Origin of the sequence: Coprococcus ammoniilyticus (assembly GCF_025567345.1) — a bacterium.
In the GTDB taxonomy this organism is placed as follows: domain Bacteria; phylum Bacillota; class Clostridia; order Lachnospirales; family Lachnospiraceae; genus Coprococcus; species Coprococcus ammoniilyticus.
This window is the reverse complement of sequence record NZ_JAOQJS010000006.1, coordinates 307,878-330,422: the sequence shown is the minus strand read 5'-3', so window position 1 is coordinate 330,422 and position 22,545 is coordinate 307,878. Positions and strand designations below refer to the sequence as shown.

The window sequence follows — 22,545 nt, the reverse complement described above, 5'->3', positions numbered from 1 at the left end:
TGTTATCACATCCAGTGTTCTTTGTCAACAACTTTTTTAATTTCTTTTTTGATGTTCTGCATGCTTTCCAGATGAGAATCATCATGAAATCATTTGTCGTTGTTTGTTACTGTCTCGAACAGCAACTTCGATATATTAACACATATCGTTAATGTTTGTCAACAACTTTTTTCGATTATTTTCAATCTTTTTTGTTGCTCAAGCTGTTCTCGCGACCAGCAAGTGATACTATACTAAATCTTTTCCAAGATGTCAACTATTATTTTCAAAAAAATGTCTTTTTTGTAAAGCCATGCCAAAAGCGGACTTTCATCGATCATCTGTATGACCTGATATGCCCAGCTAAATGTTGACAACAGCGTCACAATCCCCATAAAGATCCAGACAATTAAGATTCCCTGTCCGGCACCAAATATTGCACCTCCGGCTTTGTTAATGCTTTTTACGATTGGTATATAGTTTGCAACATCAAGCACCATAATCAATATATGAAGAAGAAGCAACAGCACCAGGAGTGTAAGCACATAGGAAATTCCTCGCATTACCATCGCTGTTAAAGACTTTGCAATATAACTGCATACATTATCCACCCCACTCTCCAAGAACGTTTCTCCGTTGCAGTTTGCAATCAGCCAGCCTTTCACATTATCCGGAAGGTCCAGATTTTCTATCGTATCAATCTCTTCATTTCTTGTTGCCGTCTTTGTTTCTTCCGGCAGTTCAAATTTTTCTATAATTTTCTGTTCTATGACATCATCCAGAACGGTATACTGACACAACAGTTTATTCACGCCAGGATATAATATAGCAGTAAGAAGAACTGCCAGCACAATTCCTATCGCGCTGGCAGCACTTTTAAAAAAGCCTTTTCTATATCCACGAAATACCAGTAGCAAAATAAATGCCAGAATTCCGAGAACTAACAGATTCATTTTTTCTCCTTTTCGTTCTTTAACTTTAATTTGATCACCTGGGTTTCATTTTCAAATATCGCAATATACTCCAGCTTATTTTTGGATGGCACAATATTGATCAGATTCTTATTAAAGGTCGTTGCAAACTTTCTTGCTCCATTCAGATAATAAATACTGCAGTCGAATTCCCCCGAAATGATAAGTTCATCATCTGTTGCATATATATTGGAAAATGAATTGTTATAATCCGTTTCTGCTGTCAGCTTACCACTCATATCATAGATATAGATATGGTATCTGCTGTCACTATCTTCATTATCTGCCGTGATATAACCCAGATATTTTGTATTTGCAAATACACCAAGCATCTCACGGTTCTCCAGATCGATCTCCGCTTTTTCACTTGGTTTTTCAGACATGGCGTATACAACGATCTTATTATCACCAAAACAGACAACTGTGTCATTGTCTACAAAATCTATGTATGGAAATATGGTGTCATCAAAGGTAAAGCCACCCATCAGACGATCCGCATTCTCGTTCTGTCCCACAGATCCGAAATTATAGGCTGCAAGATAATCCGGCACAGAAGTCCCGTCTACCTTCACATAACTGGTAAATAACTTGGCTCCGTCATCTGATATTGCAATATCCAGCGGATACCCACTGTTCTCGATCGATGTCTTCATCTCATATATATTCTTGCTGTCTTTATCGTAAGCATTGATATAATTTTCTTTTTCTCCCGACAGGATCACTACATAAACGCCCTGTGCTGCCACGTCGATATTGGTAATATCATAGTTCAGTGTCTGGTTACTGACCTTACCGGATTTATTAAATACATACACATCTCTGCCATTCAGATCTGCAACTGCAGCATAGTCTCCATTTACAACTACCTGCGGCATCTTCATGGAATAGCTGCAGTCCCAAACAGTATTACCACTCTGATCAATATAGGATACTCCATCTTTTGTTACCTTCAGGACATTATCACTGAACAATACATAATTGGCTATATTATCTCCGGATGTCTCGGTAGATGTCACCACGTCATATGCTCTATATTCTCTCGTGCTGATGTATCTGCGCACGGATACGATCGTTACCGCTGCAATTAATATCACAAGTAAAAGGATCAGCAGCTTTAATCTTCCTGACATTCCTGGTGTTACTTCTATTATGTTGCTGTCTGTATCCTGTGTCCTGTCCTGTTTTTCAAAACGACGTTTCCCAAAAGCAGGTTTTCTTTTTTTATTCAGTTCTTCAGTTGTTTCTTTTGTCATACTATACCTCTATATTATCTGCAATTTTAAATAAGAGTTTTTCTTTTCACATGTGGACAGTATATCATTTTTAGTTTACAGATGGAATAGCTATTTTTTCCCCCGGATAGATTGTATCTCCTTCTTTAATTCCATTTGCATTCATCAGGGCATCCACATATTCCGGAGACTTGTACATCTTGATCGAAATACTCATCAATGTATCTCCTTCTTTAATCGTATAATACTGCAGAATTCCCTCTGCCATTGTTTCCTGGGTATTTTCCTGAGTATTGTCCTGTGAAGTTGTCTGTTCCGTTGTTATCAGACTCTCTGTATCCGGTTGATCTACCTGCGTTTTGTTCTGTGCCCCATTTGATCCTGTTACTCCTGCCTTATCTGTGCCGGCAGACTCTGTCTGCGTTTCCGTAATAGCCGATGTTCCGGCAGCCGTACTGTCTATATCTTTTGTATATATTGTCTGTTCTGTGTTGCTGTTTGAAAATACTTGTACCCCGGAATCTCCATTTTCCAGTTCCATTTTGCGGATCGTAGATTCGATGTTCTTCATTTTATCATAGTTTCCGGATACAACAACTCCCATGGATAGTACAAATAAAGCTGCAAAAGATGCTACTGCATACCGGACATAGGTGCGGTTCTTCTTTGGTTTTTCAGGTGTGTCACCGCGCATGGCGCGGAAATTCTTTACAAGCTCCGCATCCTTCCGTACTGCTGCGTTCTGCTTGTCCTCACAGGACATATTCTTACGGCTGATAATGTAGCTCTGCATTGCTTCATTTCTGACATAATAAATATAATATCCACGTTGCCGCATCAGCCGGTTCTTCTCACATACATAAAAGGCATCATCACATTCCAGAGAATCCATAACAAACAGTACCTTATCTCTTCCCCGAAAATTTTCCAGATGAAGTCTGGTAATCTTGTCATTGATTTCTGTTGAAAATCCCATCCTGGATAAAAACCATCCCACAACTGACAGATTTTCAAAATATTTATTGATATCCGCATAGAGCTTGCTCCAGATATGATCATCAAATTTAATCTGTTCTACATCAAACTCCAGATTCTGTGCTTCTACCGCTCCACTGATGAACAAGGTCTCTGTATCCCCGTCTTTAAAATATTCTCCAAGCAGGATCGCACCGCGGGAGGTTGTATTTCCCGGCTCTGCAATCTTGCGAAGAAATGTCATTACATAATCTTCTATGTATATCTTCTTTTTATCCGGGGCATTTCCTATCTGTCTGATATTCTTTGGCATTCTGTAGTGACCATCATTTTTTGCATTTTTTTCTGCTGTCGCCTTGTCATATACAATCTCTATCATGATAACACTCCCCATTCTTTTATTTACTTTCGTTCTATCGAAAGTTCTCTATTTTGAGATTAATTCTGATAATAGCATTCCAGATAGCCTGTACTTATCAAATTTTGTCAACAGATCCTGCAATCCATATTTTTTCTTTTTTATTATTTCGACATTTTATTTTTCAGCTTTGTGTAAACTTTATCAATCCTGGTAATACTTTATAGTAAGATACATTTTCTGGAAGGTGTTTATGAATATCAGCAAAAAACAAACGAAACGAAAAACTGAATATTTTGATCCCAGCCGTAGCCATACCTGTAAAGCACTTGGGGATAAAATCATAGAAATGATATATGAAATGGATGGTGCTTCCAAAGATATCATCGTTATCTGCATCGGCACAGACCGCGCAACCGGAGATGCCCTTGGTCCTCTGGTCGGTGATTATATCCTGGCTCACAACACAACCTATCAGGTTGCAGGCACGCTGCAATACCCTGTCCATGCTTTAAATATCAAGGATACCATCGAACACATTTATGCGGACTTTGACAATCCTTTTGTGATTGCTGTCGATGCCTCTCTTGGCATGTCAAAGGACATGGGACTGGTCACGCTCACCAACTCCCACCTTTTTCCCGGAAAAGGCGTAAATAAAAAACTTCCGGCAATAGGCGATATGTCCATTACCGGAATTGTGAATCTGTCTGGTCACACCGGAGCAAATCTTCTCCAGAATACCAGATTATATACTGTTAAACAAATGGCAGAATACATCGGAAAGGCTTTGATCTATGCCGATCATCATCTGTCATCTCCCTTATAAACTTTGATAGCCTCAGATACTGTACTTGCTGATCCTTCTTCCATGATTGAGATCAGATCAGATAATTTTTCTTCTGTACAAAAATCCTTTCCGAGATATGTTTCATATTTGTTCGTGATCATAAGCTCGTATTCAGATATCTTCTTCTGCGTATCACCGAAATCATTTTCCAGTGTATCACGTTCGGATTTCAACCGGTCCAGTTTCTCTTTTCTGCGTCCGGTAATCTCATCCGTAATCAACTGCCTGGTTTCTTTCTCGAATGTACGAAGCGCATCCAGTTTTTCATCACTGATCACTCCACCTGCATCCTCTAATTCCTGAATCTTTTTATCATATTTACCCAGTCTGTAAATACTCTCATCCTTATCCTTTGCAATTGAATTCTTGATCGCTTTTACAGCCTTCTCATTGGCTATGATCTTATCGCGGGTTCTTCTTCCCTCCCGGATCAAATCCCTATGTTTCACCTTTGTCAGGTTAAATACAATAAAATAAATAATAAACTCAGCAATTATGATCAGTGCTGCAATCAACACGCACATTGCAGTATGACTTCCTGTCTTAAACTTTGTATTCATCAAAACCGCTATCACTGCTGCAGGAATTCCTCCACATGCAACCAAAAGAATTACAAACAGCTCCAGAAATTCGCTCATGCCTTTTGGGGAAAACAGACAATAATACATCTTCGTATTACAAAACGGCGGAACATGGTTCTTTTTGAATAAGGTCTTGATAGTCGCATTCAGCTGACGATTCTCCTCCCGGATATCTGCCGTCTCCTTATTGATCCTATCTTCCATTCTCTGGTTTTTCTTTTTATCCTTCTTCGTCTGCACCTGACGGATCTTGGAATTATTTACATCGATCTGTCTGTCATAGCTTGCAGCGATCTGTTCTTTTCTTTTCTTTAGCGTGGCACTGATCTCATCGCCGGTCGCCCGTTCTTCCCGGACGATTGCCCGTTTATTCTTCTTCTGGAGCAGTTTGATCTCCTCCAGCTTATCTTTTAAATCTTCTAATTCGGAGATTGCATCACGCGCTTCGATCAGGTATTCCTGGTCTTCATCATATACGTTATCCGCAGCCATAGCTTTCCTCCTGTCTGTAAATGTGCACGCACAAGCCTACACTTATATTTATTTTAACAAATAACACCTTATTAAACAACCCGAAGTTTTTTCTCTGTTTTTTCTGAAATCTGTCACACTTTTTTCAAACAAAATTAAGAGAATGTAAATTGCAAACCCTGTCGACATCTTCTATAATAGATACAGGCACGAATAATAAACCATTGCCGCTGATCACCAATAATACAAAGTTATATTTTACATAAAGGAGGATTTTCCCTGACCTATGAATATTTTATTTTTTCTGACTCCTAAGAGCGAGGTTGCATTTATAGAAAGCACATTTACTTTAAGACAGATTCTTGAAAAGATGGAGATCCATCGATATTCAGCAATCCCGATTCTGTCGGGTAACGGCGAATATGTCGGAACAATCACCGAGGGTGATATCCTCTGGTTCTGCAAGAAAAACGGATTGAACCATCTGTCCGAATCCGAAGATATCCGTTTGTCCGACATTCCGAAAAAATTCGAATATGCTTCCGTATCAATCAACTCAAATATGGAAGATCTGATTGCCCGTGCGATGGCACAGAACTTCGTTCCTGTAGTAGACGACCACAACAAATTCATCGGTATCGTAACCCGAAAAGATATCATCGGCTACTGCTATAAAAAGCTGAGCCAAACTTCATAATTTTTTCAAAAGCACTAAAAAGCCATCCAACCGATACAATTATTATACCGGCTGAATGGCTTTTTATTTATTATAACACGCCTGTTCTGTTGATTGCTGAGATTAAAGCATATACAGATGCATCAATAATATCATCCTTAATGCCTGCACCCCAGGTAACTGTTCCGTCTTTTCCTTCCAGACCTACATAAGCGACTGCCTGTGAGTTAGAGCCTACCTGTAATGCATGCTCCTCATAGCAGATGATTTTGAAGTCAATGTCAAAATGCTTCTTAATTGCATTACTGACAGCATCCAGACGACCATTTCCTTTACCATGATATACTTTCTTTTCGCCATATTTCATGATCGTGATCTCAGTTGAGATTCCATCTCCCTGAACGAAATGACACTCCAACATCCGAACAGGATTTTCTATATTGACATATGTACTCTGGAAAATATCCAAAACTTCGGTAGCGGATAATTCCTTATGTGCCTTATCAGATACATCTTTAACTGTATAACCAAGATCCTCACGGAATTTTGGCGGAAGGTCAAAACCGTACTTGGACTGGAGAATATAACCGATACCTCCCTTTCCTGACTGGCTGTTGATACGGATAACATCTCCATCATATTTTCTTCCGATATCCTCCGGATTCAGCGGAAGATATGGTACTGTCCACATACCATCTCCCTGATCCTTTCTGTACTTCATACCCTTTGCTATCGCATCCTGATGAGAACCTGAAAATGCTGCAAAGACTAATTTTCCCGTATACGGAGAACGCTCATATACATGCATATTTGTTACGCGTTCATATAATTCTGTCAGCTTTGGAATATCAGACAGATCAAGTTCAGGATCTACTCCATGTGTGAACATATTCATCGCAAGTGTGATGATATCTACATTACCGGTTCTCTCACCATTTCCAAATAAAGTTCCTTCGATTCTGTCTGCACCTGCAAGAATACCAAGCTCTGCATCTGCTACGCCGCATCCACGGTCATTATGCGGATGTAAGGACAGGATAACATTTTCTCTGTCAATCAAATGTTCACTCATGTACTCAATCTGGCTTGCATACACATGCGGAAGTGACATTTCTACAGTTGCAGGAAGGTTAATAATAACCTTACGATCCGGAGTAGGCTTCCATTCTTTAATAACTGCATTACATACGTCCAATGCATAGTCAATCTCTGTTCCGGTAAAGCTCTCCGGTGAATACTCAAACGGATAATTTACTCCGTGCTCTTCTGCCATCTGGTTCAACAATTTTGCCCCATCAACCGCAAGCTGTAAGATCTCTTCTTTTGATTTCTTAAATACCTGTGTTCTCTGTGCATAGGATGTCGAATTATACAGGTGAACGATCGCATGCTTTGCGCCGTCAATTGCTTCAAATGTTTTCTTAATGATATGCGGTCTTGCCTGTGTCAGCACCTGAATGGTTACATCATCCGGTATCATATTCTTCTCAATCAGGGTACGGCAGAACTCATATTCTGTTTCCGATGCTGCAGGGAAACCAATCTCGATCTCTTTGAAACCGATTCGTACAAGTTCTTTGAAGAACTCCAGTTTCTCATCCAGATTCATTGGAACGATCAGTGCCTGATTACCGTCTCTTAAATCTACACTACACCAGATCGGCGCCTTATCAATATACTCTTTTTCTACCCATTTTACAGACTTTTCCGGTGGCATATAATAGCCTCTTTTGTAATGCTCAAAATTCTTCATGTTTAACCTCCTGTTTCTGTTTTCTGTATAAGCTCCTGTAACGGCTTTTGTTCTTCTATTCATATATTACATAAAATATGGCAATAAAAAAACCTACATCTCATCACCTATAGAGACGTAAGTTATACGCGGTACCACTCTATTTCATACATGTTGTATGCTCTCGTTACAGATACAGATATGAATCTCTTATATCCTCCTGCTATAATGGGCAGGCTCCATCCCATCCTACTTCCTTTCAGCGGGCTACTCTGAGGCGAGTTCAAATCTGTTCCACTGCTGCCTCACACCAACCGACAACTCTCTGAATGCTTCATAGATTCTACTATTCCTCTTCATCGTATTATCTGTATCGACTTTAACACAGTGTCTCGCTGTCTGTCAACCCCATTTTTGCAGAAAAAATATGCACGCGGTAACTGTTCTTCCTGTACCCGCGTGCAAAGGATTGTCATTCCTACCATACAATATGACGTTTGTTCTTCAAGAGACAACCGCCCGATGCGATCATCAATATACCGGATGCAAGTCCAAGCACCAGAACGACTACGCCTAATGCAATATTTATTGCGCCTGAAGTTTTCATTGTCTTATATGCTTTCTCCATTTTCAGCACCCCTTCTGCAAAAATTTCATTTGAAAAGATGATACCACAAAGTCTCTCACCTGACAATGTTTCAGAGTAAAATTACGCCTTAAAATTTACATTAAATATTCTTTATGTTACACTATTTTTAAAAATGAACACATATGCTATTCTTTTTATTTTCAGAATGCAGAATGTCGTCTCGAAATGAAAAACGTATCCTATACACTATAGATAAGGAGTCTGAATTATGCCAGCTATTTCAAATGATTGGGCTGCGGAACTGAAGCCCGAATATAAAAAAGAATATTATAAAGAACTGTTTAATTTTGTTGGACATGAATATGCCACAAGAGAGATCTTTCCTCCTGCCGATGATATATTCAATGCGTTCCATCTGACACCATTATCAAAGGTCAAATGTGTTATCATCGGTCAGGATCCTTACCACAACGTAGGGCAGGCGCATGGTCTGAGCTTCAGCGTAAAGCCGGGTGTCGACATCCCGCCTTCTCTTGCTAATATCTATCAGGAGCTTCACGATGACCTTGGCTGCTATATACCCAATAATGGTTATCTTGTCAAATGGGCAGAGCAGGGTGTCCTGATGTTAAATGCTGTTCTGACCGTCCGGGCGCATCAGGCAAATTCCCATCAGGGACATGGTTGGGAACAATTTACAGACGCCTGTATGGAGATCTTAAACCGCCAGGATCGTCCGATCGTATTCATCTTATGGGGATCGTATGCACAAAAAAAAGCTTCGATGTTAAACAATCCGAATCATCTGATCTTAAAAGCTCCGCATCCAAGTCCGTTATCTGTCTATCGTGGTTTCTGGGGAAGCAAGCCTTTCAGCAAAACGAACAACTTCCTGACCGAGCACGGTGTTGAACCGATCGACTGGCAGATTGAAAACATATGACAATAAATCTGCCAAGCAAATAAGCAACGTGTCTGTATAAAGACAACGTTGCTTATTTATTTGGCAGATAAACAGATATGAGCAAGAAGGGCGAATAGCCCGGAATGCGAATAGCTGTACGATTTCGAAAGTCCGACGGATGGAGAAATCGGTATTATTGAATTGTCTCCCGCTTCTTGTCCAGTTCTGCCTGAACAACAGCAAGTTGTTCGATAATTTTATCTTTTAACATAGATATCTCGGAAGCATAGTTCTCTCCCAGATTGTCTTTTACCCGTTCTAACCGATCAAGGATATCGGTATAAGTCTGATTTACTTTTCTCTGGATCCATTTGCGATTGGATACAAAAAGGATAGTTCTTAGATTATGCAGTCTGTCTGCAAGTTTGATCATGACCACCTGTGCCGGGGCGTGGTCAAATAGACGTTTTGAATAGTCAGAGAAGGTCTCTCCTTCAAGTTTACTTAATAAATATACATGATCCCTGATATCCGTACCAAAGATCTTTTCAATATCTTCAAATGTACAGTCCGTATCTTCTACCGTATCATGCAATAACGCAACTACAAGTACAGTTTCATCCTCTACATGGCATTCGTCCTTTAATATATGGTAAACGCCAAGAATATGTTCATCATAATACGGCACTTTGCCATCTCTTCCAAGACGTGTCTGCCCCTGATGACATTGCCTGGCAAATGCCATTGCAGTCTTCACGCAATCTGCTTCTGCTGCTTCTGTCTGACAGCCACATTCTTCTATATAAGAAATTGTTCCATTCCTGTCTGCTGTATTTGTAAAACCCTGCATGTTCTGCTCCATTCTGTACCTTAACTGGTATTTAATATGACATAACCGGACATGTCCACCCGCACCTTGTATCTATTTCAGTATAACACAGCCGCCCATATCTTTCCAGCAAATCTGTCATTTTATAGATACTTCATTTTTTCATCTGCTTCGTTTTTCTGTCTTATACTTTTCCATAATTTGTCTGTCTCCAAGCTTGAATCCTGCCGGAATTTCGCATATACTAGATTCTGCTTTCCCGTAATATTCAACTATATATTGTTCCAACCTGTCCGTGCGGGTTGCAACAAGCGGACTTGAACGCACAATATATATGTCATTGCACTATATTCGTTTGTTCTCGTATCACCAGATCCGCATCAGAACACACATTATATACATGGCATTGCCTGTTACGGTGAATGATACAAATTAAGAAAGAGGTTTCACGATTATGGATATTATTTTGAAAATCAGTCAGGAACTTATGTGCCGACAGGAGCAGGTAGCTGCTGCCGTTAAATTGATAGATGAGGGATGCACGATCCCTTTTATTGCAAGATACAGAAAGGAAGCTACCGGTTCTTTAAACGATGAACAGCTTCGTACTCTGGATGAACGGCTCACTTATCTCAGAGGACTGGAAGACCGGAAGGAAAAGGTCATCGCTTCGATCGAAGAACAGGGCATGCTGACCGATGAACTAAAGAAATCAATTCTGGCTGCTGAAACACTCGTTGCAGTGGAAGATCTGTATCGTCCTTATAAACCAAAGAGAAAAACGCGTGCGACAATCGCACAGAGCAAAGGTCTTACCGGACTTGCCAACATCATCTCCCTTCAGATGACAAATAAGCCGATTCTGGAGGAAGCACTGGCTTATGTATCCGAGGAGAAAGAAGTCCACTCTGCAGAAGAAGCCATCGCCGGAGCTATGGACATTATTGCAGAATCTATTTCAGATAATGCTGAATATCGTACAGAAATCCGAAGCCTTACAATGGACAAGGGTATTTTAATGACAACTGCCAAGGATCCGGAAGCAGAATCCGTATATGAAATGTATTATGATTTCAGCACACCCGTACGCAAAATGACCGGATACCGTACACTTGCGATCAACCGTGGAGAAAAGGAAAAATTTCTCTCTGTTAAGATTGAAGCACCGGTTGATGAGATCACCGGTTATCTGATCCGTCAGGTGATCGTACGCGACAATCCAAATACAAATGACATTTTAAGGAACACTATAACTGACAGTTATGAACGTCTGATCGCACCTTCTATTGAGCGCGATATTCGAAGCAGTCTGACAGAAGCTGCTGAAGATGGCGCGATCAAGGTATTTGGCAGCAACTTAAAGCAGCTTTTAATGCAGCCACCGATCAATGGTCATGTGGTTCTCGGCTGGGATCCTGCTTTCCGTACCGGATGTAAGCTGGCAGTCGTTGATGCAACCGGAAAGGTGCTCGCCACTAAGGTTATTTACCCAACTGCCCCTCAGAACAAAGTGGAAGAATCCAAGAAGATCTTAAAAGATCTGATCAAGAAATATCATATTTCCCTTATCTCAGTTGGAAACGGTACTGCTTCCCGTGAATCCGAAGCGATCATTGCAGATCTTATCCATGAGCTGGATACAAAGATTCAATATGTGATCGTAAACGAAGCCGGCGCATCCGTCTACTCTGCAAGTAAACTTGCAACAGAAGAATTCCCGAACTTTGATGTAGGCCAGCGTAGTGCTGCTTCAATCGCAAGAAGACTTCAGGATCCGCTTGCCGAGCTGGTCAAGATCGATCCAAAAGCGATCGGTGTCGGTCAGTATCAGCACGATATGAATCAAAAGAAGCTGACAGAAGCATTAAACGCTGTTGTAGAAGATTCCGTAAACCAGGTCGGTGTCGATCTAAATACCGCTTCCGCTCCTCTGATGGAACATATTTCCGGTATCAACAAAACCCTGGCAAAAAATATCGTAGAATACAGAGAAGCAAATGGCCGTTTTAAGAACAGAAAAGAACTGTTAAAGGTTGCTAAACTTGGCCCGAAAGCATTTGAACAGTGTGCCGGATTTATGAGGATCACTGGTGGTACAAATCCACTGGACGCAACCTCTGTCCACCCGGAAAGCTATGAGGTTACTGAAACACTGATCCAGCATCTCGGTTATTCCATGGATGATCTTGCATCCGGTCAGTTAAAGGGCATTACAAAAGCAGCCGGTGATATCAAAGCACTCGCAAAGAAACTGGGTGTCGGAACAGTAACCGTCACCGACCTTGTAAAAGAACTGGAAAAACCAGCCAGAGATCCTAGAAGCGAAATGCCACAGCCGATCCTGCGTGGTGATATCCTTGAAATGAAGGATCTGAAGGAAGGCATGATCTTAAAGGGAACCGTCCGCAATGTAATCGATTTTGGTGCATTTGTCGATATCGGTGTTCATCAGGATGGTCTGGTGCATATCTCCCAGATGTCCGATAAATTCATCAAGCATCCATTGGATGTCGTCAGCGTCGGTGACATCGTAACGGTTAAGGTTATGAGCGTGGATCTTGCCAAGAAACGGATCCAGCTTACAATGAAAGGAATTAACTGATCGATTTCCCACGACAAATGTCTGATTCTGTCTTTTGCGCTTGATTTATATATAATTATAAGATAAAATAAAACTATATGTGGCCTGTTAAGGTTTATAAATTATATGTAAAGTTCAGGGAGGAACTATCGTTTTGAAGATAGGGATTATTTCAATAAATACACATACGAAAGCACTTAATTTTGCGTGTCCTTTACACACATATGCTTTCCAGCAATTTTTATCAGATCATGGCATCGAAAGTACAGTCATTGACTATATGCCTATCTACAATAACAAAGAATACGATCCGGTCTATCCTCTGCATTTTTATCTGCAACATGGCTACAACAAAGCTCTGACAGAAATAATGCCGGAAGGCCTTACAAAAGATGAACAAAAGGTCTGGACACATAAGCATAACCTGAAAATACTTACGATCAATAAATTTGCCAAGTTGTACACGATATGGCCAAAGCGGTATCAGAAATTTGAGAACTTTATCAATGCTCATTATATCCGCACCAAAGAAACCTATCACCATGACGATCTGGATGATCAGAAACTGGATTTTGACTGCTACATCTGTGCTACGGATGTTATCTGGCAGTACAATCCGGATAAAGGCTTTGACCGTGGATTTTTTCTGGCTGCCGAGCCTATGAAAAACGCTCCAAAGATCGGATATGCTGTCAGTCGTGGTGTCTTTAACGGCTGGACAAAAGAACAGGAAAAAGAATTTATCGAATATACAACGCCATTCGAGGCAATCGCTGCGAGAGAGTCAAGCTTTGCCGAACACATTCATGAACTGACGGGGAAAGATGTTCCGGTTGTACTGGATCCTGTATTTTTAAAGGATAAAAAATTCTGGCACGATATTGCGCTCCCGCCCAGAAATCAGGAACGCAAATATGTCCTGCTCTACGCTGTAATGGAGCGTGCGATCGACTCCATCCAGAAGGCTCTGGCATTTGCAAAGGAAAAAGGTCTGGAACTTATCATTCTGTCCTCCTATGAAAGCAATGTCCATCTGCCAAAAGAAGGCGATTACAAAGTCATCTATAATGTTGGTCCGGATGAATGGCTTGGATATATAGAACAGGCAGAATACATCTTTACAAATTCATTCCATGCCTGTGCATTCTCGATCTTATTTGAAAAGCAGTTTTATGTTGGTGCAAGACATGGCGATAAGGTTGATACAATCTTAAAAACCTTTGATTTAGAGGATCGCCGTTTTACAAAAACCTATGACAGTACAAAATCAGCAAAACCGATCGATTATAGCAAAGTTGGTCAGCTTCTGGAGGAAAAACGAAAAGCCTCCGGTGATTTCATACTGAATGCGATCCATTCTGTTGAAAAGAAATACAATCTGGCAGATACGCATTTTAAGAAGGAACCATTTAACCTGATCTATGCTTCCTCTGCTAAGAATAAAAATCTTGTCTGTCGGTTATTTACTTTTGGATTGAACAAATCGATCCGGGAAAAATCGATTGAATTTCGTCCAAATGAGAACTATGACGGCAACGCAGTTGTAAAACTGGCAAAGAATCCATTCCGTTATAAAGGCTTTACCTTCCTTGGATGGTATTGCCGTACAACTTTTCACGGTATCTACAAATGGTACTGTACGGACGGACAGTTCCACACCGCAGCCGAGATTCTATATCATGATGATATCGAATTATGTCGTTTTCAGGATCAGGAACAGACGGATGCCTTTACAAGGAATCGTTTCCTGACCGGAAATTCATTCTTCCTGCAGGCGGTATGGCAAAATAATGAAAACGGACATATTATTCCGAATATCGAGCGAAGCCTGCGTGCCTCTTTCAAAGAATATATGGTACAGGCTCGTAAAAAATAAATAATGATCCGGATTTTATCGGATAGAAACACAGGAGACCGTGTACAACTCATGCTTGTATACAGTCTCCTGTTTTAATTCGTCTTTATTTCTATTTTTTGATTCTTTTTATTTTGTCGGTTCTTTGCCCTCGTTTATATTCTGAACAAGCATGTGTCATCTGGCAAGATAGGTCTGTGCTGTCTGCTGATATATAACCATAGCTTTCATAACCTGTTCCAGTGTACTTCCATATGTCTGAGCCGACAACACCGTATACGCATAACTTAAAACACCATATGTTATCGCTCCACTCTCTCCTGCTGCCAATGTATTCATCTGTGTAATGTTCTGAATATGCACGGCAGGAATTTCTATATAAAACATATTGGATCCGATGGATACCGGAGTTACTGCATTTCCATTTAAGGTAAATGTTATATCACTCAGCTCCACATCACCTGCTTTTGTAAAATAATGACGGATCAGTGTTCCTGAACGTAGCACCAAGGAGCTTCCATAATAGGAAATTCCATCCGGCATATTTCCTGTCTGCACGGACTGATAGGATGCAAGTGCAGTCAGATCCATGCTTCCTATCTGACGTTCCGTCTCCGGCAGAATTGCATTTGCCAGATCACCGGTATGATAACCAAACAATTCCTGTGCGGCAGTTCCGTAATTCAGCATTGCCTTCACGACCGGAAGTTCTGCTGTATAGGTACTGCTCCGGCCTAACATATATCCCGCATAATCCTGAACCGAATACCGATATATTGTTCCGCAGGCAGTTCCATCGGACAGAAATACCTGTGCCCGGATATCATCCGCCATCTCCTTTGCTGCCACGTAACAGGTAAATACATAATACTGTTTTCCATTTACTGTCTGCTTCTCTGCATCCGTCACCTTCTGTTGCGTTGTGCTTCCATCCGGCATCGTAAATTCCATATATGCGCCGCTGTCATTTAAAACTGTATTTGTAAACCGCAGATAAAAGCAGATTCCCGTCTCCTCCTCCAGCCGGAGCGAATATCCGGCAAGTGATGCGCTCATACCATCTAACATTGCATTACACAGATCACAGATTCCATCTCCATCCTGATCTTCATGATACAGGTCTGTACTCAGTTCCGGATAGACGAATTCATATGCGCCATTTGCATCCCAGGCGCCTTCTGCTATATGACAGCTTCCGAAATCGGTCTTTGCAAAATGATCCGGCTTCGTTGCATATCCAACCAAAAAGAAATCATAATAGGTCCGGCCGGTCTGGTCATCCCAGGTCGCATCTACTCCATACCAGATACCGTCCTCCATCTGAACCAGATCCCACATATGGGCTCCACCGGTATCTGTCACTCCGGTCACAAGCACACATGGTATTCCATATGCGTCGCACAACAGCTTAAAGCCTCTGGAATATCCTGCACAGACCGTCTCCACCGTTCCATCACCATTCGCGTCACGAAATGCACTGTAAGCCGATTGATATTCACTGCTTGTCGTATTAGATTTTGCATAGGATGTACTGTTACAGATATAATCATGAATCTCTTTTATGGTCTGATATCTGAATGTACTTCCCGCGAGCTTCTTATTGATCGATTCCGTTGCTTCCGACACGATCGTATCCATCTCCGCCTTTGTAGCATCAACCGACGGTTCTTTGATATAGGTCGTAATACATGGAACTGTTACATCCTTTACCATACTGTTATTCTCATCCAGCTCAGACGAATAATATGAAATTCCATTTATTTTGTATGACATATAATAGGTTGCACCCGACAGCCAGCTAAGCTCCGGATGGTCATAGATCAGAGCAAGAAATGCCGGAGTCAGCATGTCACGTTCCCAGCTCAGCACCTGTGGATGAAAGGTATCCGGCATGACCATCTTATTATCCGATGTGATCGTAATCTTCTGATCCTTCCAAACGCTGGAATAATTCAACGTGATCGTACTCGTTGTAGAGCCATCTTTATAGGCATCATATAAGATATTATATATTTCTTTTGACACATCATCCAACTGATCATAATACCGGTCCGTTGCTGTCCTGTCTTCCCGAAGGTTATAGGCGGATATTCCATTTCCCATCGTGACCGCATTTACGTCACCCAGGATTTCTTCCCAGCCATACGAATTCTCTTCCGGCTCCGCAGCCAAGATCTCATCTTTATCTGTTTCTTCTTGTCGATCTTCAACCTGTGTAGATGTATCCGCTTCTTCCTCTGTCTGTTCTTCCGTTCCTGACAGAGTATCGTGCGTTTTATCTGTTGTTATCTCTGCCATTGTTGTTCCCGCTGCAAATACGGTTCCGCCGCCCGTTGCCGCCGCTGCGATCATGGCAAGCCCTGCCACAAATATTTTCAGTTTCCTATATCTTCTCATAGCATCACCCCTGTATCAATCTGCTGTGCATCCAGTCTGCGCACCCTCTTGTTTTATACTGTATTCCGTACCTTTTATACTGGTTCTATTTTATCATAGATGGTAAGAGGATACTATGAGATTTTTTATTTCTAAATAGCTGCATGATGTGCTTCGCGCATTTCATACATTTATCATTCCAATTCTGCAATCATCTGTTTTAAGTGTTCCGTCAGTTTTGTATTCTCTGCATAGTCAACCGGGCAGTCAATGATACAGACTTTACCAGATGCAAATGCCTGTTCCAGAACATCCTTCAAATCTTCTGTTTTATCTACACGAAGTCCAACTGCATGCATACTCTCTGCCATTTTTGCAAAATCTGGATTTGTAAAATCTACAAAACAGTGATCGCCAAATCGGTCATCCTGTTTCCATTTGATCAAACCATAGCTGTCATCCCGCATGACCAGAACGACGATCGGAACATTCATCCGAACAGCTGTTTCAATCTCCTGACAATTCATCATGAAACCACCATCACCTGTAACAGCAAGTACCTTTCTTTCCGGATATAACATCTTCGCTGCGGTTTAACCGGGTTGCGCTTCTGCTTCCAACAATCTTAACGAAGTTCCAGACCGACTACCCAGATATCAACATCCAGGTTATCGAAGATAATTCGATCGAGCTGCAGAACATGTTGGTAAAGGGGGATATCGACCTGATGTTAGAACAGCTTCCGTTTGCCGATGATATTGCATACTATACCTTAGGGGAAGATCATCTGTACCTGCTGGTTACGGATGAATATCTAAAAAATTGTTTCGGACCGGACTTCAGTCACGTCAAGAGCATCCTGATCAGCACCGGAAGGATCCAGGTTCTGGAACCTTGCAATTTTCTTCTCAATAAAACCGGCAATACGATCCGAAGTGCCATGAACAGCATCTTCCAGTCTGAAAAAATGGCTGTCAAGGTTGGTGTGGAATCCAACAATCTGGAAACCTTATATAATCTGTGTATCAACCACTATGGATGCACGGTTTATCCCGGCAATTTTCTGTCTGACCGGAAGCTGACTGACAACCTCAATGCGATCCAGCTTAACTATCCAAGCGCCAGCTATACACTTGGCATCGGCTATATGAACGGGCATTATCTGTCAAATGCCGCAAAGGAGCTTATCCGGCTGATGGAGGGGTGATGTGATAGCGTAACCTTGCTTATGGTGTTTGTATCGCCCCCGACATAGCACATATGACTCGCTCCGTTTTCTATAGAATGCATATGTCTAATTCGTAAATACTCCTGTGCCAACTCGCCTTCGGCTCAAACAGGCACTCGTATTTACTGACAATATGCATTCTATTACGAAAGCCTCGCTAATGTCATATCATGCTATGCCTTGGTCGATACAAACACCATAAGCAAGGACTGTATTTGAACGCATCTACCCATCATCCAATCTCAACATTTATCTCAGGCAGGCTGATATGTAACGGGATATTTATTAATACTTTCGGCTTACTACTTTGGATTATCTATCGCAGGTCGTCAACGGACTTTATAAGGGAGATTTTGATAGAATGTATAATCTGCCAGATATAGCCGCAAGCCGCCTATTTTCTTGATTTTTTCGTCATTTTGACGATACTTTTTCAGTACCGGATGTGCATATGTATATGGTATAATTTATATAAGCATATCGATCTGATGATATGTTGGAATTTAGGGTTATGGAGCCGTATATACAGGTATAGAATTAACATTTATCTTTTATATTCTGTTTGTGTCTATGGCAATATACCTTGTAATATGACATACACGAGGCTTTCGTTATGAGATACATATTGTACATTAGAGTAAGCTACACTAACCTCAAACTACGCTAACGCTTGTTTTCGCTAAGTGTACTTACATGGCACGCACTAACCTCAGACTTCGCGCTAACGCTCGTCTTCACTAAGTGCTCCGCTCAGCCGAAGGTGAGTTGGCACAGTAGTATTTACGAAAAAGACATATGTATCGAATAGAAAGCGAAGTGTGTCATTTATAAGGTATGTTAGCAAAGACATAAGCAGAATATAAAAATACATCTAATATAAACTGTATATATCGGACGAAGAAAGGAGTTGAAGGTTATGAACAAAAAGATTATCAGTCTCATACTCATGTTTATTATGATCGGGGAGCTCATGTTTACAAGCATGCCGGCAGCAAAAGCCAGTGGCTATCTTGAAATAAAGGCAACCGCTACATCGATGACCTCGGTAAAAATAACATGGAAAGCACAAAAAGGAGTTACTCAGTATAAAATCTATCGTGCCACAGAAAACAAAAACGGAAATGTCGGCAAATATAAGGTGGTAGCAACCATCTCCGGCAATAAGAAAAGTTACACCGACAAGAAATTAAAAACAGAGAAAACTTACAGCTACATGGTTCGTGGCTATAAGAATAAAAAATGTGTAATTAAAACCGGAGTTCCGGAATCTGCCTATACCGGACTGACATGTTCATTTGACGAATACCAGTTTGCAGAAGCCCCAAGAAGTACAAAGTCGATCACGCTGAAATTATACAGTTCAGGCGGCGTACTTCCCACCGGATATGAAATCTACCGGAAAGAAATGGGTATCGTGGGCTACAAGAAGATTGCCACAGTCAAGAAAAGTGTAGACAGTCTGAACTACAAAGACAAGACAGTAACAGCAGGCAAGACATACCGCTATAAGGTCAGAACTTATCTTAAAGTCGGCAAGAAGAAATATTACAGTGCATTTACAGACTACGAACAGATATCTGCAACAAACCGAAGCGGTAAATATACGTTCAAATTTGACAACAGTGTAAAATGTGCTGATAACGAAACAGTATATAAGATTACCAGCAAAGCCTATAATGACACATTGAAATTATATGACAATGCTGTACTGACGATTGAACTGGACGATGGTTCGACCATTGAAACAGGTGTTGATATCATTTCCTATCGCAAAGGTGATGGCCCATGGAAGAAATACAAAAGCAACCAGAGCCTGACTCTTAAGGCAAATGAAACACTCCGGCTCAAGGTTCGTGCTACACAAGATGTAAAGATTAAGAATCTCAAAAATGTACAGTCCTATGAACTGAATATGGATGTTACTTATAGTAAAATAAGCAGTTTTCTCTGGGCTTACCCTTATGCCGGTACAGCTAAGACTGTTATGAATTCAGAAGCGATTCATTAAATAACCGCATAATATAAAGTACCTCTGCTCCATGGTGGTTATATGATACAAGACAGAATTTCTGAAATGTATTGCATATGAAACTACTATGGGGTGGAGGTGTTGTTTTTTTGCCGACATTTTCTTGTTCAGTTCGATAAAATTATATGCTATACTTATTTTGTTCTGGTTAAACGAGGTGATCATGAGAAATATATTTTTTGTAGATAGTGAGAACGTCGGTGATTCCTGGATACAACTATTTGATTATCTGAATGACGATGACTGTATCCTTGTATTCTACACCGATAAATCTCCTAACATGTCCTATGCAAATGTTGTCGCATTGAAACAGTCCCCTTTTGAACCTGAGTTCATCCTCTGTGAAAACGGAACTGATAATGCCTTAGATTTTCAACTTGTAACCTACCTTGGTTCGTATACAGTTAAAAATCCGGACGACAACCTCATCATTGTTTCAAAAGATAAAGGTTTTGACAGCGTGGTACATTTCTGGACGGAACGCGGATACCATGTATGCCGCAAGGCTCCCTCCATTTTCCACACACTGGCAAATGAACTATCTGTACAAAAGCCAATGCTTCCTGCAATTCCAGCTTTTACTGCAGTACCGGAAAGTATTGATGATTCAGTAATAAAGGCAGAAAATCCAAAGCCGGACGTGATCGTAGAAGCCACTCCCGCTGCGAATCCTGTCAAAATTGCTGTTTCTGCTAAGATTGATAAACAGGCTGCTATTCCAGAAGCTGTATCTACGCCGCTGTATGATAAGGAACAGGTCGATACATTACTTTCCTGTGTCGGGAAAAGTAATCTATCCGCCATCCACAACATACTTATATCAATCTACGGTCAGGAAAAAGGAAGTTATATCTATGGTATAGTAAAGAGTTCATCCTACGAGATACCAAAGGTCAACTGGCAAAAGAAAACAAAATACCGTAAATTCTTATCGATTGTTTACTCTAATGCCGGTATTGCTCTCATTGATGATTTCTATAAAAAACTATACCCGCATAAAGCAAACCTTCGGGAAATTCACAACCTCTTCGTAACCAAGTATGGTCAGGAAAAGGGTACCGAATACTATCGCTACTATAAATCGCATGCAGAATTTCTGCAGAAGACATTCTAGCATGTAACAAAAAGGAACCAGAACAAAGTTCTCCCCCGCCACAGGAGCTGAAGCGCATATAGGGGATGTGGTAAGTAAGGCTGTGGTGGGGGAAGGATATGTACATGTGCCACTTTTCGGTCTCAGTGTTACATTTGTATCTATATGACCTTATCAAATTCTCTTATAATTTATAACTGCATATATCTATATAGCTCACTTCTTGTTCTTTTATGGTTGTATAGCAAACCAATCTGGGGTTCTGCTTTATATAGCACTGATTCTCAAAATCCCATTCACATATAAACACCTTTTCAAATGGTGATTTCTCTATAACCCTAAGAAAATAATCCGTAACACCGTTTCTTTCTTTTGTTTTTAACAGATGTTCCATACAATCAAATTCATCATCTAAAACAAATATAAACAAGTCCGTATCACCTTTAGGATGTAATTTCTCCTTTTTCCTTATTCCCGCAATAATATTATCTATATCAGCTTCTATCACTGGTATATCCGATTTAAATTCTGAGGGCTGCCCATCTTTGTAATTAAAACTTTTCGCAAGAAGTCGTTTATCTTTATCGAATTGACATTTTCCTTCTTCTGTAAATGAACCATTAATATTTCTTTCATAATCCAATGCAATAAAACGCATTTGTGCTTCACTTATTTCCTGTAATTTCTCCGTTTTCTCTCTAATAGATAATCTATCAAATTGTGTTGGAGATTTTGCTATTTTATTATTATGTTGCGTATGTGTTACTTCTAAATAATTCCCTCCTTGAAATTTTAGATCAGGCATACTCTTACTTGAATTATCATCATAATATTGATTGTCAAATATATAGCCTTTTAATTGTAAAATCTCCTTCGCTTCCTGTTCTCCTTGTTTCATTTTATTTTCCCCCTTTTATTTTAATTATATTTTCTTTGTTATCATTCCACTATGTATCTATTAAAACGTAACTCAAGCTCAATACTATGTAAAATGTCCATAATTCACATTCCACCATGTGTCTATTAAAACCCGGCATATCCGATACAGCCGACCAATCCTTGCGCCAATTCACATTCCACTACGTATCTATTAAAACAAAGATCCCGGCTCCGGTCTATTTCGTCCTCTATAAATTCACATTCCACCATGTATCTATTAAAACGATAAGGAAGCTGCATAATGTAACACAGCAGGAGTATTCACATTCCACCATGTATCTATTAAAACTATATAAC

General features: G+C 40.5%; 19 protein-coding genes, 1 CRISPR repeat array and 1 other annotated feature (1 of these 21 cut by a window edge). Of the genes, 9 read left to right on the top strand and 10 right to left on the bottom strand.

Annotated elements, in window-relative coordinates; translation table 11 throughout:
- Positions 1-233: 233 nt before the first annotated feature.
- From OCV60_RS11585 to OCV60_RS11575, 3 genes are all read right to left on the bottom strand, one after another.
- Positions 234-932, bottom strand: coding sequence for a CvpA family protein (locus OCV60_RS11585; protein ID WP_117808663.1), 699 nt, complete (start codon positions 930-932; stop codon positions 234-236).
- On the bottom strand, positions 929-2,203 hold the full coding sequence (locus OCV60_RS11580) for a DUF5711 family protein (RefSeq protein ID WP_262530207.1): 1,275 nt from the start codon (positions 2,201-2,203) through the stop codon (positions 929-931). Before OCV60_RS11580 ends, OCV60_RS11585 begins: the two co-directional genes overlap by 4 nt.
- Before the next feature lie 70 nt (positions 2,204-2,273).
- On the bottom strand, positions 2,274-3,536 hold the full coding sequence (locus tag OCV60_RS11575; RefSeq protein WP_262530206.1) for a LysM peptidoglycan-binding domain-containing protein: 1,263 nt from the start codon (positions 3,534-3,536) through the stop codon (positions 2,274-2,276).
- Positions 3,537-3,768: 232 nt separating this feature from the next.
- On the opposite strand from OCV60_RS11575, the gene yyaC reads away from it, so the two are divergent.
- Positions 3,769-4,344, top strand: coding sequence for a spore protease YyaC (gene yyaC, locus OCV60_RS11570; protein ID WP_021943380.1), 576 nt, complete (start codon positions 3,769-3,771; stop codon positions 4,342-4,344).
- Here the strand turns inward: yyaC and OCV60_RS11565 are convergent.
- Entirely contained in the window at positions 4,323-5,438 is a 1,116-nt protein-coding gene (locus OCV60_RS11565; RefSeq protein WP_262530205.1) for a hypothetical protein, read from the bottom strand. The two genes, yyaC and OCV60_RS11565, sit on opposite strands and share 22 nt — an antisense overlap.
- A gap of 265 nt (positions 5,439-5,703) precedes the next feature.
- Between OCV60_RS11565 and OCV60_RS11560 the strand changes: the two genes are divergently transcribed.
- Positions 5,704-6,114 carry a CBS domain-containing protein gene (locus OCV60_RS11560; protein WP_008401207.1) on the top strand — a complete coding sequence of 137 codons (411 nt, stop codon included), beginning with the start codon at positions 5,704-5,706 and terminating at the stop codon, positions 6,112-6,114.
- Positions 6,115-6,184: 70 nt separating this feature from the next.
- On the opposite strand, the gene OCV60_RS11555 is transcribed toward OCV60_RS11560, so the two are convergent.
- Both OCV60_RS11555 and OCV60_RS11550 read right to left on the bottom strand, forming a co-directional pair.
- On the bottom strand, positions 6,185-7,846 hold the full coding sequence (locus OCV60_RS11555; RefSeq protein WP_044945179.1) for a 2-isopropylmalate synthase: 1,662 nt from the start codon (positions 7,844-7,846) through the stop codon (positions 6,185-6,187).
- 108 nt (positions 7,847-7,954) lie between these two features.
- Positions 7,955-8,194 (bottom strand) — a binding site (T-box leader).
- A 109-nt stretch (positions 8,195-8,303) separates the two neighbouring features.
- On the bottom strand, positions 8,304-8,453 hold the full coding sequence (locus OCV60_RS11550) for a hypothetical protein (RefSeq protein WP_021943377.1): 150 nt from the start codon (positions 8,451-8,453) through the stop codon (positions 8,304-8,306).
- Between the two features lie 229 nt (positions 8,454-8,682).
- Between OCV60_RS11550 and OCV60_RS11545 the strand changes: the two genes are divergently transcribed.
- On the top strand, positions 8,683-9,357 hold the full coding sequence (locus tag OCV60_RS11545; protein ID WP_021943376.1) for a uracil-DNA glycosylase: 675 nt from the start codon (positions 8,683-8,685) through the stop codon (positions 9,355-9,357).
- Between the two features lie 154 nt (positions 9,358-9,511).
- On the opposite strand, the gene OCV60_RS11540 is transcribed toward OCV60_RS11545, so the two are convergent.
- Positions 9,512-10,168 (bottom strand): HD domain-containing protein, encoded by a 657-nt coding sequence (locus OCV60_RS11540; protein WP_262530204.1) that lies wholly within the window; start codon positions 10,166-10,168, stop codon positions 9,512-9,514.
- A 227-nt stretch (positions 10,169-10,395) separates the two neighbouring features.
- On the opposite strand from OCV60_RS11540, the gene OCV60_RS13175 reads away from it, so the two are divergent.
- From OCV60_RS13175 to OCV60_RS11530, 3 genes are all read left to right on the top strand, one after another.
- Positions 10,396-10,569 carry a ferredoxin-thioredoxin reductase catalytic domain-containing protein gene (locus tag OCV60_RS13175; RefSeq protein WP_416810457.1) on the top strand — a complete coding sequence of 58 codons (174 nt, stop codon included), beginning with the start codon at positions 10,396-10,398 and terminating at the stop codon, positions 10,567-10,569.
- Between the two features lie 32 nt (positions 10,570-10,601).
- Entirely contained in the window at positions 10,602-12,749 is a 2,148-nt protein-coding gene (locus OCV60_RS11535; RefSeq protein ID WP_262530203.1) for a Tex family protein, read from the top strand.
- A 133-nt stretch (positions 12,750-12,882) separates the two neighbouring features.
- Positions 12,883-14,604, top strand: a complete 1,722-nt coding sequence (locus tag OCV60_RS11530; protein WP_262530202.1) for a polysaccharide pyruvyl transferase family protein — start codon at positions 12,883-12,885, stop codon at positions 14,602-14,604.
- A gap of 156 nt (positions 14,605-14,760) precedes the next feature.
- Here the strand turns inward: OCV60_RS11530 and OCV60_RS11525 are convergent, their stop codons facing one another.
- The gene (locus tag OCV60_RS11525) at positions 14,761-16,980 is read right to left on the bottom strand and encodes a transglutaminase domain-containing protein (RefSeq protein ID WP_262530201.1); all 2,220 of its coding nucleotides are present in this window, start codon (positions 16,978-16,980) and stop codon (positions 14,761-14,763) included.
- A gap of 173 nt (positions 16,981-17,153) precedes the next feature.
- Positions 17,154-17,540, bottom strand: a complete 387-nt coding sequence (locus OCV60_RS11520) for a thiamine pyrophosphate-dependent enzyme (RefSeq protein WP_186847746.1) — start codon at positions 17,538-17,540, stop codon at positions 17,154-17,156.
- Between OCV60_RS11520 and OCV60_RS11515 the strand changes: the two genes are divergently transcribed.
- The 3 genes from OCV60_RS11515 (at position 17,534) to OCV60_RS11505 (ending at position 21,330) form a co-directional block, all read left to right on the top strand.
- Positions 17,534-18,166 carry a LysR family transcriptional regulator substrate-binding protein gene (locus OCV60_RS11515; protein WP_317258985.1) on the top strand — a complete coding sequence of 211 codons (633 nt, stop codon included), beginning with the start codon at positions 17,534-17,536 and terminating at the stop codon, positions 18,164-18,166. The two genes, OCV60_RS11520 and OCV60_RS11515, sit on opposite strands and share 7 nt — an antisense overlap.
- A gap of 937 nt (positions 18,167-19,103) precedes the next feature.
- A complete protein-coding gene (locus tag OCV60_RS11510; protein ID WP_262530199.1) occupies positions 19,104-20,195 on the top strand; it encodes a fibronectin type III domain-containing protein in 1,092 nt (363 codons plus the stop codon).
- A 184-nt stretch (positions 20,196-20,379) separates the two neighbouring features.
- Positions 20,380-21,330 (top strand): PIN domain-containing protein, encoded by a 951-nt coding sequence (locus tag OCV60_RS11505; protein WP_262530198.1) that lies wholly within the window; start codon positions 20,380-20,382, stop codon positions 21,328-21,330.
- A 163-nt stretch (positions 21,331-21,493) separates the two neighbouring features.
- Here the strand turns inward: OCV60_RS11505 and OCV60_RS11500 are convergent, their stop codons facing one another.
- Positions 21,494-22,207, bottom strand: a complete 714-nt coding sequence (locus OCV60_RS11500) for a hypothetical protein (RefSeq protein ID WP_262530197.1) — start codon at positions 22,205-22,207, stop codon at positions 21,494-21,496.
- Between the two features lie 37 nt (positions 22,208-22,244).
- Positions 22,245-22,545: a CRISPR direct-repeat array (repeat unit 30 nt; unit sequence ATTCACATTCCACCATGTATCTATTAAAAC); it runs 8,212 nt beyond the window's last position.

Excerpts from the sequence above, each read along its gene's own strand:
- OCV60_RS11585 (WP_117808663.1), bottom strand. The coding sequence starts at position 932 with ATGAATCTGTTAGTTCTCGGAATTCTGGCATTTATTTTGCTACTGGTA.
- OCV60_RS11580 (WP_262530207.1), bottom strand. The coding sequence starts at position 2,203 with ATGACAAAAGAAACAACTGAAGAACTGAATAAAAAAAGAAAACCTGCT.
- OCV60_RS11575 (WP_262530206.1), bottom strand. The coding sequence starts at position 3,536 with ATGATAGAGATTGTATATGACAAGGCGACAGCAGAAAAAAATGCAAAA.
- yyaC (WP_021943380.1), top strand. The coding sequence starts at position 3,769 with ATGAATATCAGCAAAAAACAAACGAAACGAAAAACTGAATATTTTGAT.
- OCV60_RS11565 (WP_262530205.1), bottom strand. The coding sequence starts at position 5,438 with ATGGCTGCGGATAACGTATATGATGAAGACCAGGAATACCTGATCGAA.
- OCV60_RS11560 (WP_008401207.1), top strand. The coding sequence starts at position 5,704 with ATGAATATTTTATTTTTTCTGACTCCTAAGAGCGAGGTTGCATTTATA.
- OCV60_RS11555 (WP_044945179.1), bottom strand. The coding sequence starts at position 7,846 with ATGAAGAATTTTGAGCATTACAAAAGAGGCTATTATATGCCACCGGAA.
- OCV60_RS11550 (WP_021943377.1), bottom strand. The coding sequence starts at position 8,453 with ATGGAGAAAGCATATAAGACAATGAAAACTTCAGGCGCAATAAATATT.
- OCV60_RS11545 (WP_021943376.1), top strand. The coding sequence starts at position 8,683 with ATGCCAGCTATTTCAAATGATTGGGCTGCGGAACTGAAGCCCGAATAT.
- OCV60_RS11540 (WP_262530204.1), bottom strand. The coding sequence starts at position 10,168 with ATGCAGGGTTTTACAAATACAGCAGACAGGAATGGAACAATTTCTTAT.
- OCV60_RS11535 (WP_262530203.1), top strand. The coding sequence starts at position 10,602 with ATGGATATTATTTTGAAAATCAGTCAGGAACTTATGTGCCGACAGGAG.
- OCV60_RS11525 (WP_262530201.1), bottom strand. The coding sequence starts at position 16,980 with ATGAGAAGATATAGGAAACTGAAAATATTTGTGGCAGGGCTTGCCATG.
- OCV60_RS11520 (WP_186847746.1), bottom strand. The coding sequence starts at position 17,540 with ATGTTATATCCGGAAAGAAAGGTACTTGCTGTTACAGGTGATGGTGGT.
- OCV60_RS11510 (WP_262530199.1), top strand. The coding sequence starts at position 19,104 with ATGAACAAAAAGATTATCAGTCTCATACTCATGTTTATTATGATCGGG.
- OCV60_RS11505 (WP_262530198.1), top strand. The coding sequence starts at position 20,380 with ATGAGAAATATATTTTTTGTAGATAGTGAGAACGTCGGTGATTCCTGG.
- OCV60_RS11500 (WP_262530197.1), bottom strand. The coding sequence starts at position 22,207 with ATGAAACAAGGAGAACAGGAAGCGAAGGAGATTTTACAATTAAAAGGC.